Annotated in this window: 14 protein-coding genes; 5 read left to right on the top strand and 9 right to left on the bottom strand. The window is 37.4% G+C overall.

The features are described from left to right. The gene (locus L1S31_RS07435; RefSeq protein WP_236464084.1) at nt 1–1,221 is read left to right on the top strand and encodes an ATP-grasp domain-containing protein; all 1,221 of its coding nucleotides are present in this window, start codon (nt 1–3) and stop codon (nt 1,219–1,221) included. Between the two features lie 2 nt (nt 1,222–1,223). Next, a complete protein-coding gene (locus tag L1S31_RS07430; protein WP_236464082.1) occupies nt 1,224–1,772 on the top strand; it encodes a hypothetical protein in 549 nt (182 codons plus the stop codon). Nucleotides 1,773–1,782: 10 nt separating this feature from the next. Here L1S31_RS07430 and L1S31_RS07425 read toward each other — a convergent pair whose 3' ends face one another. The 9 genes from L1S31_RS07425 to L1S31_RS07385 all read right to left on the bottom strand — a co-directional run bounded on the left by L1S31_RS07425 (nt 1,783) and on the right by L1S31_RS07385 (nt 10,575). Then, complete coding sequence (locus L1S31_RS07425; RefSeq protein ID WP_236464080.1) at nt 1,783–2,973, bottom strand: hypothetical protein; 1,191 nt, start codon at nt 2,971–2,973, stop codon at nt 1,783–1,785. A 6-nt stretch (nt 2,974–2,979) separates the two neighbouring features. Then, nucleotides 2,980–3,807, bottom strand: a complete 828-nt coding sequence (locus L1S31_RS07420; RefSeq protein ID WP_236464079.1) for a type 1 glutamine amidotransferase — start codon at nt 3,805–3,807, stop codon at nt 2,980–2,982. Between the two features lie 33 nt (nt 3,808–3,840). After that, the gene (locus L1S31_RS07415) at nt 3,841–4,953 is read right to left on the bottom strand and encodes a carboxylate-amine ligase (RefSeq protein ID WP_236464077.1); all 1,113 of its coding nucleotides are present in this window, start codon (nt 4,951–4,953) and stop codon (nt 3,841–3,843) included. Between the two features lie 25 nt (nt 4,954–4,978). Continuing rightward, the gene (locus L1S31_RS07410; RefSeq protein WP_236464075.1) at nt 4,979–5,929 is read right to left on the bottom strand and encodes an ATP-grasp domain-containing protein; all 951 of its coding nucleotides are present in this window, start codon (nt 5,927–5,929) and stop codon (nt 4,979–4,981) included. Between the two features lie 285 nt (nt 5,930–6,214). Next, nucleotides 6,215–6,928 carry an esterase family protein gene (locus tag L1S31_RS07405; RefSeq protein WP_236464073.1) on the bottom strand — a complete coding sequence of 238 codons (714 nt, stop codon included), beginning with the start codon at nt 6,926–6,928 and terminating at the stop codon, nt 6,215–6,217. 169 nt (nt 6,929–7,097) lie between these two features. Further along, nucleotides 7,098–7,490, bottom strand: a complete 393-nt coding sequence (locus L1S31_RS07400) for a glyoxalase (protein ID WP_236464071.1) — start codon at nt 7,488–7,490, stop codon at nt 7,098–7,100. A gap of 98 nt (nt 7,491–7,588) precedes the next feature. Further along, nucleotides 7,589–8,938 carry an OmpA family protein gene (locus tag L1S31_RS07395; RefSeq protein ID WP_236464070.1) on the bottom strand — a complete coding sequence of 450 codons (1,350 nt, stop codon included), beginning with the start codon at nt 8,936–8,938 and terminating at the stop codon, nt 7,589–7,591. 100 nt (nt 8,939–9,038) lie between these two features. Continuing rightward, entirely contained in the window at nt 9,039–10,298 is a 1,260-nt protein-coding gene (locus L1S31_RS07390; protein ID WP_236464068.1) for a mechanosensitive ion channel family protein, read from the bottom strand. Beyond that, on the bottom strand, nt 10,291–10,575 hold the full coding sequence (locus L1S31_RS07385; protein WP_236464066.1) for a DUF3817 domain-containing protein: 285 nt from the start codon (nt 10,573–10,575) through the stop codon (nt 10,291–10,293). The genes L1S31_RS07390 and L1S31_RS07385 overlap by 8 nt, the downstream gene beginning before the upstream one ends. An 82-nt stretch (nt 10,576–10,657) precedes the next feature. On the opposite strand from L1S31_RS07385, the gene L1S31_RS07380 reads away from it, so the two are divergent. From L1S31_RS07380 to L1S31_RS07370, 3 genes are all read left to right on the top strand, one after another. Continuing rightward, complete coding sequence (locus L1S31_RS07380) at nt 10,658–11,182, top strand: DUF6155 family protein (RefSeq protein WP_236464064.1); 525 nt, start codon at nt 10,658–10,660, stop codon at nt 11,180–11,182. Nucleotides 11,183–11,248: 66 nt separating this feature from the next. Next, the gene (locus L1S31_RS07375; protein ID WP_236464062.1) at nt 11,249–12,775 is read left to right on the top strand and encodes a DEAD/DEAH box helicase; all 1,527 of its coding nucleotides are present in this window, start codon (nt 11,249–11,251) and stop codon (nt 12,773–12,775) included. A 224-nt stretch (nt 12,776–12,999) separates the two neighbouring features. Continuing rightward, nucleotides 13,000–14,916 carry a DUF294 nucleotidyltransferase-like domain-containing protein gene (locus L1S31_RS07370; RefSeq protein WP_236464060.1) on the top strand — a complete coding sequence of 639 codons (1,917 nt, stop codon included), beginning with the start codon at nt 13,000–13,002 and terminating at the stop codon, nt 14,914–14,916.

The following is a 14,916-nucleotide window of genomic DNA, read 5'->3' as shown; positions in this document are numbered from 1 at the left end:
ATGGAAAGTCCAATTAAAAATTTCATCTGTGTTTCCAATTATTTCAAAGGGAATGATTTTTTGACCAATTTAAAAAAGCAGGGAAACCGCGTTTATCTCATTACTTCGGAAAAGCTGCGTGATAAACCCTGGGCTGTTGATTATATTGATGAGATTTACTTCATGCCCGGTCAGGATATGGATTGGAATTTGGACGAATTACTGACTGGAGTTGGAAGCCTGATGCGCCATAAAAAGATTGATGGCATTGTGGCTTTGGATGACTTTGATGTGGAGAAAGCTGCTTTCCTCAGAGAGAACCTCCGAATCGATGGAATGGGTCAGACTACAGGAAGGTATTTCCGTGACAAGCTTGCGATGCGGATGAAAGCCAAGGATGCCGGGATTCCGATTCCTGCATTTAGTTCGTTATTCAACGATGAAGAAATCAATCAGTTTGCCGATACCGTTTCGCCTCCTTGGGTTTTAAAACCACGATCAGAAGCTTCAGCATCGGGAATCATGAAAGTGTATTCAAAAGAAGAACTGTGGGAGAAAATCCATCAATTGGGAGACAACAACCGTATGAAATATTTGGTAGAACAATTCAAGCCCGGCGCAGTATATCATTGTGACGGACTGAATTGGAAAGGAAAAACAGTATTTTCAATTACCTCACAATATTTGGCAACGCCAATGGAAATCTCACAAGGCGGAGGAATTTTCAGAAGCGCCAACATTCCGTATGACTCTAAGGACGATAAGGAAATCAAAAAGATAAACGCACAAGTGCTCAAGGCTTTCGGAATGATGCATGGAGCCAATCATACAGAGTTTATCAAATGCAACGATGACGGGAAAATCTATTTCCTTGAAACCGCTTCGCGTGTTGGTGGGGCTCATCTTGCCGAAATGGTTGATGCGGCTTCCGATATAAATCTTTGGAAAGAGTGGGCTAAAATTGAAGACTGCTTAGTCAAAGGAAAAGAATACAAATTACCTGCAGTGAAAAAGGAGTTTGCCGGAATCGTATTGACGCTTTCCAAATTTGAACATCCTGATTTATCGGGGTTTGATGACGGTGAAGTTTGTTTTCGCGTACCTTTGGAATATCATGCCGGTTTGATTGTCAAAAGTGATTCCGATACCAGAGTTAGGCAATTGCTTGATGATTATGCCGAAAGGCTGATTCGCGATTTTGCCACAGTAGCCCAACAGGAAGCCGTCAAAAAACTACATTAAAAGTGAAAAATAAAATCTACAGCAGGCTTAATTTCCACAAGCACACATTCTGTATCTGGAATGAAGTCCTGCCTGCAGAAATAAAGGATTTGAAAATCAGCTATACCAGCCAGTCGGGAAGCCAGTATATTTTTACGCCAATAGGAATATACCGGATATCAAATCACTGGGGAAGGGTTGCCGATTGCCATTGGCGCCTGATGCCTTTGGCAGAATTTAAAAACCAAAACATCACAGTGGCTTTTGCAAACTGGACTGATTTTTATTCGAATGATGATTCCTCAAAATTGTTTTACATCAAGATGGATTTTGACACCAAGGATGTCAATTTCTACCACAAGCAAACCTTGGAAAATCAAAAAACAACCATACTGCGCAATGCCAAGGAAACTGCAAGGGCTATCAGGACAATCAAACAGGTTTTAAATGAAACCGATTGGGCGAAACATTTGAAATACGACGATTTGGACGCGTTGCGAAAAGAAATTATCAACGAATTGATTACTACAGAAAAGACCTTTTTGGAGATTAAGAAGCAGTATTTAACTTAATTCAAAATAATTACTTTTCAAACATCCCAACTGTTCCACCAACCCAATCCTTATCGAGGTTGAATTTTACGCCTATCATTTCGCCACGGCTCAGACGAACCAAATTGGTAACAAGAGTAGGGGAAGGTGCATCTTTTTTCCAAACTGCCAGTATGCGGACTTCAGCTTTTACCTTGCCATTTGGCGATTGGATAATCGGTTTGTAGTTTACTTTTCTCTGAAGTATGTATAGATCCTTTTCGATAACGGCTTCAATATCCTCTTTTTTGACATGGAAGATTACACCACTTCCCGAGAAGGAAAATAAGGGTTTCAACACATAATTTTCCAAATCTTTTGGGATTTCCTTTATGTCGGAAAGCAAAGTGGTTTCTATGAAATATTTTCCTTTAAGATACGGCAGGATGAATTTACTGATCCTGAAAAACCAATTAGGATGGCCTGCCCATTCGACATCAACATCCGAAGAAAAATCAAAATTCAGTTTCAAATCGGTGCGCAAATCCAGTTCATCAAAAATTACGCGGTTGTAAATTCGTTTTACCAAAATCTCTTCGCCTTTATCGTTTTTATAAAACAACTGTTTTCCCTTTTGGATTAATTCGGTTACGCAGACAATCGGAATCCCGATATCCCGATGGCAATAATAAAAATCAATCTTGGTGTTTTGTTTTTCGGGCTCAATCTCCAGCAGGATAACATTTTCCTTGGGATGATTGTTGCAAATGGCTTCCTCAACCAATTTCAAATAGCTTTCGTGATTCAAACCGTTTAGGAATGGTGTCAATTCGGAAAGGAAAGGGTAGTGGCTGACAAATTTTTTGGACAAATGATACTGAAAATTAAACAAGGACGGAAAGCCCTGTACTTCAATCAGCTTAGGCACAATTTTACCATCTTCTTCACAAATCCCAAAATCTATGGCCAAAAAGGTAGTGTGGTTATCTTCGTTGGGAACCTTGCGGTTGAGCTCCAGCGCCCTGTTGGTTAGACTTCTGAAATCATCCCTTTTGATAAAATCAATTACCTGGTTACAGCCCTCGATTAACTGTTGTTTCAATTCGTTGCGAATGAAAAAAGGCGATTCACCTATTCGAAAAGTTACTTCATAATCAAACTCGGAATTAATATCCTGAATCAGATCCTTGTATTTTTCAACCGAAAAAGCCTCGTTAAAAAGATGTCTGTATTTTGTATTCATTCAAAACTAATTAGAAAGCACTTTTTTGGTTTTGATCAAATCATTAATGGCAACCCGAAGGAAGTTTGGGATAATCGTTTCGTTGGTTTTATAGATTTTGTCTTCATCGAGTAAATCCTCGAGCATATCACGGAATTTTTGTTTTCCTTTCATTTCGATAATTTTTTCGCGTCTTTCCTGGTTTTTCAGATTGGCGATAAAACTCAAGGCATCAGCTTCGGGATGGAATTGCAATCCGACAAATTCATCCGAAAAACGAACTCCCATAATCGCTCTTTCGTATTCTTTGTGTGTCCTGATTTTTTCCAATGCGATAATCATTGCGCCTTTTTTGCTAAAGATGCTCAACTTGGGCTGCACTACCTGATAATCGCGGCTGTCAATGGCATAAAACGGACTGTTCAAACCTTCAAGGATGGAATCGTTCATTCCGGCTTCGGTTTTGTGAATGGTCATTACGCCAAACGAGGTTGATTTCCTTTTGGTGATTTCGGCTAAGCCAAAATGGTGGCAGGCCATTTGAAACGAATGACAGATAAACAAAACGTGTTTCTTTACTTTCTGTTCTTTGTTCCATTCCCAAATCTGGTTGATGAAATCGTACCATTTTAAATCCCAATTGCCGTCACCTTCCAAAGGATTTCCCGGACCGCCGGTAGAAATATAAATATCGAATTTTTTGATATCCGGGAATTCACTTTTTCCGCGTATGTCAAAAATCTGAAACGTAACGATTTGATTGAATCTGTTGATAATGTCAATGATGCAACGCATTCCCTGATTGGGTTCTCCGTCATACATGTCTAAAACCGCTATCCTGATTTGGTGGCTCATGCTATTTTATTTTTGGCAAATATACATTTTCAATTATAATCCTTTTGTGAATTCGCTGGTAATCATATCAACAACTTTGGTCAAATCCTGGGTTTGTTCAAAGACCCTTAATTGCTTGTCTGCTCCAGTTCCTTCGTTTAGTATAGTATGAACATAATCAATGTGTTTACGGCTTCCCAATTCATCTACAACATCATCAATAAACTCGAGCAATTCTAGGATCAGGCCTTTAGTTTCAACTTCTTTCTGCAAACCAAAATCAATCATGTGGTTGTCGATTCCGTAGCGCGCTGCGCGGAATTTATTTTCCTTGATCAATGCAATCCGATAAATATTGAAACTGGTATTGGCCATCGTAAGCTTGTACAATTTGGCAACAACCGCCTGTATTACCGAAACCACACACATCGCTTCATCAACGGTCAGCATCATGTCTGTAATACGAAATTCAATTGTGTCATAAAACGGATGCAGGCGCAAATCCCACCATATTTTCTTTGGATTGTCAATGCATTTTGTTTTGACCAAAGTTTCCAGGTAATTGTCATACGCCTGAACGCTGTCGAAATACTCCGGCAATCCAGTACGCGGAAACTTGTCAAATACTTTGGTCCTAAAGGATTTGTAGCCTGTATTCCTTCCTTCCCAAAAGGGTGAGTTTGTGGATAATGCAAAAATATGCGGCAGGAAATAACACGCCTGGTTCATCAGCTGCAGTCCAATTTCACGATTCTCAATCCCAACATGGCAATGCATCCCGAAGATTAGATTGGAACGCGCTGCATCCTGCAATTCATTTACAATATGATGGTAACGCGGATCATCGGTAATGGGCTGGTCCTGCCAACGCGAGAAGGGATGCGTTCCGGCACCGCCAACAACAAGTCCTTGTTTGTCTGCTAACTCAATAATCTTGCTTCGCAGGAAACGGATTTCGTCTTTGGCCTCGCAGACATTTTTGCAGATGTTGGTTCCAACTTCAACTACAGACTGATGCATTTCTGCTTTAACCTGTTCGTTTAAAATGATTTTGGCACCATCAACAATTTTGGACAAATGCGAACGAAGGTCACGCGTTTCCGGATCTATAATTTGGTATTCTTCTTCTACACCGAGTGTAAATATGGGTAATTTTCTCTTCATCATTCTTCCTTTTTATTGAGTAGCAATCTTATTTATGTGCTGCTGAATCTTTAATAAATGTTCCCCAGGTTAAATTCGTTTGTCCCGGTTTTTGTTTTTTGGCTGCTGCAATTGCCATTTTGGCCGCATTTTCTACAACCCACTCAAAATTCTCTGCGCCAACAGAAGTCAGTTCGGCATCAGGTGCAGGATTTCCAAAGTCGATTGCATACGGTATTCCATCACGAACGGCAAATTCTACGGTATTGAAATCATAGCCCAATCCTTTGCAAAGCCTTAGTGTATAATCTTTGATGGTTGCCATCAGTTTTTTATCGGTATTTGGGTTTTCTACAACATATCTTAAATGATGCGGATTTCTTGGCTCATAAGGCATGATGCGGACATCTTTACATCCCAAACAATACACACGGTAATAATCCTCAAACACAATCTCTTCCTGCAAAAGCATTACCAATTGTCCGGTTTCCTGGTGTTTTTCCCAAAACTCCTGCATATTTTCCAAACGGTAAACATTTTTCCAACCACCACCGGCATAAGGTTTCATATAAGCAGGAAAACCGATATACGCAAAAATGCCTTCCCAATCCATTGGGTATTTGAGGTTTCGGAATGATTTGGAAGTAGTATCTGTTGGATGTTCAGCCGAGGGCAGTATTACGGTATTGGGAAGTGGAACTCCCAAAGTATCTGCTAAGCAATTATTGAAAAACTTATCATCAGCGCTCCACCAAAACGGGTTGTTGATTACGTTGGTTCCCGTTAGCGCAGCATTCTTTAAAAATGCCCTGTAAAAAGGCACATCCTGCGAAATCCTGTCGATAATCACGGCATATTCGCCACCTTTATTCTGTACCACCTTATCAATGGAAACTGCTTCGGCTACAATTCCTTTTTCTCCTTTCGAATTAACCCTGTCTATGAATGCCTGTGGAAATGTGTCTTCCATTCCGAATAATATTCCAATCTTTTTACTCATGATTTTATATTTTTTTTTTGAATTCGTGAATCTTCGATTTCATTTTGTTATCTTTTATATAATTCTTTACTACTTATTTGATTTAGTGTACTGCTTATTTTGTTTGGAGTACTATTTATTTAATCTAGAGTTCTACTTATTTAATTTGGAGTACTAGTTATTTAGTTTGGAGTACTATTTACTTAATTTGGAGTACTAGTTATTTAGTTTGGAGTACTACCTACTTAATTTATAGTACTAGTTATTTAGTTTGGAGTACTACTTACTTAATTTATAGTACTCATTTTAAAAAAACTTAATCCGCGATAAATAATGCGGGAACATCTCCTTCCAGACGGGCCAATCGTGTTCCTTATCCTGCCTGACATCAAGCCAGTGTGGCAAATCTTTTTCAGAAAGGATTTTGCTTAGTTTTAAATTGGCGTCAAAACAGATGTCCCAATTGGAAGTCCCTAAAATGATATCCATATTCCACAACTCGCCATCATTCAATCCGTATAGGTAATCTTCGGGAGAATTGTAGAATACATCATCATCCCAATGCCCATCCATAAAACTTTTTATGGAGAAGGCGCCGCTCATCGAAAACATATGGCTTACATAGCCAGGATGCTTGAAAGCAAAGTTGAGTGCGTGATAGCCTCCGAAGCTGCATCCTGCAACCGCTACTTTTCCGGCACCGGTATTGTTTTTTACACGCTCTACAATTTCATGGCAGATCATCTTGTCATACCAGGCGTGGTTTTGAATGCGGTGTACCGGATGGATGAATTTATTATAGAAACTATCTTTATCAATACTATCGGGGCAGAATATCTGGATCAATCCCTGGTCGATATACCAGCGGGCACTTTCTATTAATCCCATGTCTTTATTTTCGTGGTAACTTCCCATAGAAGTAGGGAAGAGGATGACCGGATAACCGGCATGTCCAAAAACAAGCATTTCAATTTCACGATTTAAATTGGGCGAATGCCATTTAAAATATTCTTCTCTCATAAATTGTTATTAGATTAACAATTATAATGAAAAAAATGTTGTGAAATACATAAAAATTGAGCAATACCGAACTATTACGATATACTTTTTAAAGATATTTAGTTTTTAAATTATCCTTAAAAAAACGTTTAAAATCAATGGACGATTTTAATAATTGGCAATAACCGACTTATTGTTCAATAAGCTGCAGCTGGCTTTTCAGGCGTTCGATAAGCATATTCATCATACGCTTGTTCAGATTGGAAGATATTTGAATGTATTCGGCATATTCATCCAGCGTAAAGAAAGCAATCACCATCCCTTTTAAAGAGTTACGGAACTTAATATCACGATGGATTACATTTTCTATATAGGCTTCTTTTTTTTCAGGTGTAAGCCCAAAGAATACGCTTTTCTGTTTTACGGCATAATTGATAAACACTTGAATGAATAAATCGTTTTGCAGCTTTAAAATGGGGCGTAGGGTTTTATTTTGAAATATCTCCTCTGCGGAAGATTGATTGGTTATTGTTCCTAAGGCTTCGCCTCTTAATTCAAGGACATTGTTATCTCTAGCTTCCATGGGGTATGTTTTTAGGGTATCAGATATTTTTAAAGTTATAAAAAAACCCCTGTTGAAAAACAGGGGTTGATTTATAGTTATCAATAATCAATTGTTAATTATTTTACTTTAAAGACAGCCTTACGAACCAGTCGTCTAGCCCAGTCAGATTGCTTGTCTACAGAGTCATCTTCACCTCTAGGAGTGATGGTTATTCTTGATTCTGAAATACCGGCTCTTGTCAAGATAGCCTTAACAGCCTGAGCCCTGTCACCTGATAATTTATTATTGTAAGCTGTTCCGCCAATTTCATCAGCATAACCTGTGATATCAACAGTCCTGCTTGGATTGCTCTTCAGGTAGTTCAGGATAAATCCGATATTGCTTGCTGATGCAGAGTTTGGATTTGATTTAGCCGTATCGAAGTAAACTGCAATATAACCATCGTTGATAAGCTGCAATACTGCATTTTCTGTAGCAGCACTTGTAGTTGCAGTGTTATTATTCGAAATTGTATTGTTAACATATTTCTCTAAATCATCCGGTACACCATTGTTGTTTTTGTCAACCATTCTACCTTTAGTATCAACGGCAACACCAGCGATAGAGTTTTGTTCAGCATCTAAGTAATCTGGCACACCATCTTTATCACTGTCATTCATCAATTCTTCGATTTCGCCAATTCTGTTGTTTAACGAATCTAACTTAGCATCATTTTTATCCTGGATAATAGCCCAGTCACCATGCATTTTGCCTTTACCTAATGCAACAGAAATACCTAATGAAGTTCTGAATAAACTACCTGTCAAGTTATTTTTTCCATCAGAGAAGGTTGTACCATCCCAATTGTAATGTTGCCTAACATTTGAGTTTACCGTAACATCCAAAAAGGCGCTCACATTATTCAATATCCTGAATTGTGGAGCAATTCCACCTACAAGACCACCATTCCATTCTGTTTTGTCCTGAGGTCCCATTTGAGGAGTCATACGAGAAATCTGGAAACCTAAATGGAATAATAAACCAAATCTTCCGGCTTGTTTCTGGATATCAAATAATCGGGTTAGGTTTACAACTCCTTCACCAGAGAACTGGTGATGCTGCATTTGAAAAGCAGGGCTGCCTGAATTATTTTGTTCCTGAAGATTATCGACATTCAAATTTGCCTTAACACCAAATTTTGGGCTAAACATATATCTTGCACCAATACCATAATGATTGATTTGCACTCCACCAAAAAACTTACCAGGATTGTTTGCATAATATCCATCCGTGTAAGGTTTCGAACCTTTGGCCGTACCAAATTCAGCTTCGAGTGACCATCTGTTGAAAGTTTCTCCAGTTAGTTCCTTGTCTGGTTCTGCGGCAATAAGATCTAGAGGAGCTTTATTTTTTTTGTCTTTCTTTTGGGCATTTGTAGTTAATGAAAAACATAAAAATGTCATCAATAATAGTAAGCTTTTCTTCATAAGGTTTGATTTATGATTATTTAATGAAATGTTAAATCGTTACAAATATAAATGTTTCCACTTAATAATCAACTTTTTTATTGTATGCAAATATTAACCGTTATTCCACAAAATCACTTTTCCCGGACGGCATTTCGTAAATTTCCAAATCGAAGTAGCTTATTGATGCAAAAATATGGTCAAAAATATCAGCCATGATGTATTCGTAATTCTCAAAGCGTTTGTCATTTGAAAAGGTATAAATTTCCAACGGAACTCCTTGTGGTGTTGGCTGCAGCTGACGGCAAAGTAGTATCATATCTTTATTTAAACCGGGATACTGACTTAAATATTGCGTGATGTATTTTCGGAACAAACCAAAATTGGTCATGTTCCTTCCATTGACCAAAACCGATTTATCAATGCCATGGGTTTTATTGAACTTGTCAATTTCTGTCTGGCGCAATTCAATATAACCCGAAACCAATTGGATTTTCTTTAATTCCGTTAGTTCTTCTTCTCCCAAAAAACGAATGGTATTGGCTTTAATCAAAATATGCCTTTTGATTCGCCTTCCATCAGAATTCAACATTCCGCGCCAGTTCCTGAACGAGTCGGAAATCAAACTATAGGTTGGGATAGTTGTGGTAGTATTATCAAAGTTCCTCACTTTTACAGTAGCCAGGTTGATTTCAATGACATCGCCATCAGCGCCAAATTTGTCAAAAGTAATCCAGTCGCCAATCCGAACCATATCATTTAACGAAACCTGAACGCTGGCCACAAATCCAAGAATAGTGTCCCTGAATATCAAAATGATGATTGCAGAAATGGCTCCGAAGGTTCCCAACATTGTTGCAGTATTGATTTCAAACATTTTGGAAACCACAAAAATGAAGGCGAAAATCCACAACACGATCATGATAATCTGAATGTAGCTGTCAATCGGTTTATCACTGTATTTATGATCCTGTTTTAAATAATCACGCAGCGCATTGAAGATGGTTTTGATAATCCATAAACTCAATAACACAATATAAATTCCGACCAGTTTTCCGAAAACGGCTTCCCAATACACAAAATTTTCCAGGATAATCGGAACACATTTATAAATGAATAACAGCGGAATTAAGTGTGCGGTATACTTTGCCGTTTTGTTGGAAACCAATAGATCATCGAATTTTGTTTTGGTTCTTCGGGCAATGATAATCATAGTCCTTACCAATATAAACCTGAAAATCAAATAAATGATATAGGACAAAACAGCGAGAATGAAAATATTTACCGCAAGGCTTAGATAGGCAGAAATGGTTTCGCCCAACTCCAGCTTCTTTAAAAGCGGATAACACCAATTGAATATTTTCTCTACAGCTTTATGCATGCTTTAGGTATTTTTTCTCGATGTAAAAAGTGCCGAATGGTAATAATGACGCAACCTGTACAGTTAAAAATTCTTTTAGGTTCCAACCTTGTTTTTTCCATATAATGAAAGCCAAGACCACATACGAAATAAACAATAATCCGTGAGCCATTCCTATTGGGAACAATAAGGATTTGTACAACTCCGGATTTAAACGTTTGATGACTAACATATTAAAAAATAATACTAGATAAGATATGCCTTCGGCAATGGCAGCGAATTTGAAAAGTTTGGTCATGCTATATGATTTATGTTGCAAAAATAACGAATATCCTTAATTATATAAGGAAGAAACAATAAAGTAATTTACTTTTGTTGCTATGAGCAAGCGCGATTTAAAAAAATACCTAAAGGAACTCAGCAAAGAACAATTGGAAGAGCAATTGTTTGAATTATACGAGAAGTTCAGGGACGTGAAAGTCTATTATGATTTTGCCTTCAATCCCAATGAAGAAAAACTGATTGGTGAAGCCAAAGTCAAAATTGCCAATGAGTATTTCCCAATGAAAGGACGAAAAGCCAAAATGCGACGCTCTATAGCCCAAAAATTTATCAAACATTTTATTTCACTAGGCGTTGATGTGACTTTGGTTGCTGATTTAATGCTGTTTACCATTGAAACTGCTCAGCGTTTTTCCTCAAAACGGTATATCAAGTACGAATCTTTCTTTAAAAGCCTGTTTACCGCTTATCAACAGGCGCTCAATTTTATGATTGAAAACGGAATCATCAATGAGTTTTTGGATAGAGTAGTGGAGATCAAGGAAGAAGCAAATCGTCAGAATTGGGTTAATAAGTATGATTTCAATGAACTACTCGAAAAATTTGATGATAACTTTTTGTAAATAAGCGATTAAATTTTTGAGATAACTCTTTTTTAGGTGTACTTTTGCAAAATTGTAAAAATCACCATGTCTCACAAAGATTTTATTACCGAAATTGAAGAGAAAAAGGAGCTTTATGGCTACCAAAAGGGAGATATTGACAAAATTTTTGACAAGCTTGATAACGCTCCAAGCGATTATCACTTATTATATCAACTGCCAACTGGTGGAGGAAAAACGGTAATTTTTTCAGAAATAGTAAGACGTTACCTGGCACAACATAACAAAAAAGTTGTTGTCCTTACACACCGAATTGAACTTTGCAAGCAGACTTCAAAAATGCTTAAAGGATTTGATGTCAAAAATAAAATCATCAACAGTAATATCAAGGAATTGCCTGATCAGGATGAATATTCATGTTTTGTGGCGATGGTTGAAACCTTGAAAAACCGTCTGAATGATGAAAAACTGATGATTGACAATGTTGGTTTGGTTATCATTGATGAGGCGCATTATAATTCGTTCCGAAAATTATTGAGCCAATTCAAGAAATCATTCATACTAGGTGTTACAGCAACGCCTTTGAGCTCCAATATTAAGCTTCCAATGCATCAGAATTATGACGAACTTATTGTTGGCGACACTATTCAATCGCTTATAGATAAAGGTTTTTTGGCTAAAGCAACAACCTATAGTTATGATGTTGGGCTAACTTCGTTAAAGGTTGGCATCAATGGCGATTATACCGTGAAATCTTCTGACGATTTGTATATGAACATGGTAATGCAGGAGAAATTGCTCCATGCGTATACTGAAAAATCATCAGGTAAGAAGACATTGATCTTTAATAACGGAATCAATACATCCTTATATGTATATGATACTTTTAGGGAAGCTGGATTTGATATCAGGCATTTGGATAACACAACTTCAGTCGAAGACCGAAAAGAAATCCTGCAATGGTTTAAAAGAACTCCGGATGCAATTCTGACTTCAGTTGGAATCCTAACCACAGGTTTTGATGAACCGACAGTGGAAAGCATCATATTGAATCGTGCTACCAAATCATTGACGCTGTATTTCCAAATGATTGGCCGTGGATCGCGTAAACTACCTCATAAGGATAATTTTACCGTTATCGATTTAGGAAATAATGCTCTGCGTTTCGGATTGTGGAATGATCCTGTAGATTGGCAGCATATCTTCAGGTCTCCTGAATATTATTTGGAAAGCCTTAGGGATGATTCTGAAATTGAATCTAATTTTAAATATGTAATGCCTGATGCGATTCGTAAAATGTTTGCCAAAACTCAAGACATCACAATTGACATCGAAGAAGAATTCAAAAAAACGATTGCACAAAACAAACGCTCTAAGGAAGTCCTTGAAAAATCCATCGATCAGCATGCTTTAATGTGTGTCCAAAATTCCAAAGAATTGAATCAAGCCAGAGCGCTTTCAAAATTATTATCAGACGATATCGAAAGCCGTGTAAAACGATTCATCAGCTGTCTTGGAAAAACCAGTAAGAATTATCGCGAATGGCTAATTGAAGATTATAAAAATAAATTATCTCTTGCGATTGGAAAGAAATTCAGAGAGCTAAATTTTTAGATTATCACTTTATAAAAGGTATTTTATAGTTTTAAAAATCAATTAGATACAAACTATTATCTGGTTACAATATAAATTACATGTTTTAAACTATAATTTATATTATGTAAAATAGAATTTTTCAGAATAGTGCATAACTTAGTTATAAATGTTTTTAACAATTGGCTTCTTCTTCTCATTAGCTTTACTATTTTTGTAAATCACATTTATCAATAAACTTTAACATGGGTAATTCTATTGCTGAAAATATTGCCAACTTTTTAAAAGAATATGCGCCATTCAATTATTTGAATCACGAAGAATTAATTCAGGTTGCAACCAGCATTGGTGTTGTAAATTTAGATAAGCATAAAAACCTGTTCCAGATTAATGACAAACTTCATGATAGCTTTTATGTTGTAGCTTCCGGTGTTATTACACTCACAGTTATAGCTGATGCTGAAGAAACTTTGTTGAATAAATGTTATCCTGGTGATGTATTCGGGCTTCGTCCCTTTTTTGCCAAGAACAATTATATGATGACGGCAAAAGCACGCGAAGACAGTATTGTTTATGCGATTCCCATTAGTACTTTCAAACCTTTCGTAGCGCAGAATCCGCAGGTATTGGACTTTTTACTGGAAAGTTTCGCAACCAACACACGAAATCCTTTTGATAAGGAAAACCGTGGAAAGTTGATAACGGACAACGTTTATACTGAAAATCAACAAAATGAAATTCAGTATTTCCAGTCACTTGCCTATAACAAAACGCCTTTAAAGGTAACCATAACAGCCATCGCCAAGGACACAGCTCAGTTAATGACCGAAAACCTGATGGATAATGTGATTGTCACAGAGCAGAACTATCCTATCGGAATCATCACCGACAGTGACTTTAGATCAAAGATTGCCAACGGAAGATTTCCACTTATTTCAACTATTGACAAAATAATGTCCTCTCCAGTTATTACGGTTCCGGAGAATGTCTCCGTTGCTGAAGCCCAGCTTTTGCTGCTAAAGCATAATGTTACCCATTTGTGTGTGACAGTCGACGGTTCTGATAAATCGGATGTTAAAGGCGTGATTTCCGAACACGATTTGATTGTGGCACAAGCCAACAATCCGGGTGTTTTGATCAAGGAAATCAAACGTTCCCTATCGCCTAAGGAACTTAAAATGGTTAGGGAAAAATTAACGGATTTAATCCAAAGCTCATTAGCGAAAAATATCCCAATTCCACATATTTACAATATTTCAGGAGAAATTATAACGGCAATCATAAAGCGTTCCATCGAATTATCCATCTTGGATTTGGGTTCGCCTCCTGCCCGTTTTGCCTGGTTCAGCATTGGAAGCCAGGGAAGAAAAGAGCAATTTCTTTTGACAGACCAGGACAGTTTCCTCGTTTTTGAAGACGTCGCTGCAGAAAATTACAGGGATGTTAAGGATTACTTTTTGAAATTGGCCAAAAGAGCCACAGCGATATTGGAGAAAGTTGGTTATGAATATTGCCCAAATGGTCACATGGCAAGCAACATGCTTTGGTGTAAATCAATGTCGGACTGGATGAAGCAATTCAACAATTGGATGAAAACTCCCGGAGACAAATCAAATGATATCAGCAGTATCTTTTTTGACTACGAATTTGTTTTTGGCGAAAGCAAAATTGAAGACTCACTCAATGATTTGGTCTTCAATAACAGTAAGAACAACGCATTATTCTTTGATTTCCTTGGAAATGACGCATTAAGGAAACATCCGCCGTTAAACTTTTTCAAAAAATTCAACCTTGAGGAAGAAGGTGAAAACAAAGGAAAATTTGATATTAAAAACAAAGCAATTATGCCTTTGGTTGACGGTGCACGTCTTTTTGCCATTAGTTTCAACCTGCGTGGAATCAATAATACCTATTTAAGGTTTAAGCAATTGGCGATTGTTGACCCTAAATTTTCTGAAATCTATTTAAACTGTGCTGATGCATTCCTGATCCTGTCAAAATTCAGGACGCTTGAAGGTTTAAAAAATGACAGTAACGGAAATTATATCAATGTGGATGAACTTTCAAAACCGGATAAGGAACGATTACGGAATGCTTTGGGTCCAATGAGGGAATTGGAAGAGCTGATAAAGGATAAATTTCAATTAACACAATTCTCATAA

This window comes from Flavobacterium wongokense, assembly GCF_021608265.1.
Taxonomy (GTDB): domain Bacteria; phylum Bacteroidota; class Bacteroidia; order Flavobacteriales; family Flavobacteriaceae; genus Flavobacterium; species Flavobacterium wongokense.
This window is presented reverse-complemented; position numbering and strand designations above follow the sequence as displayed.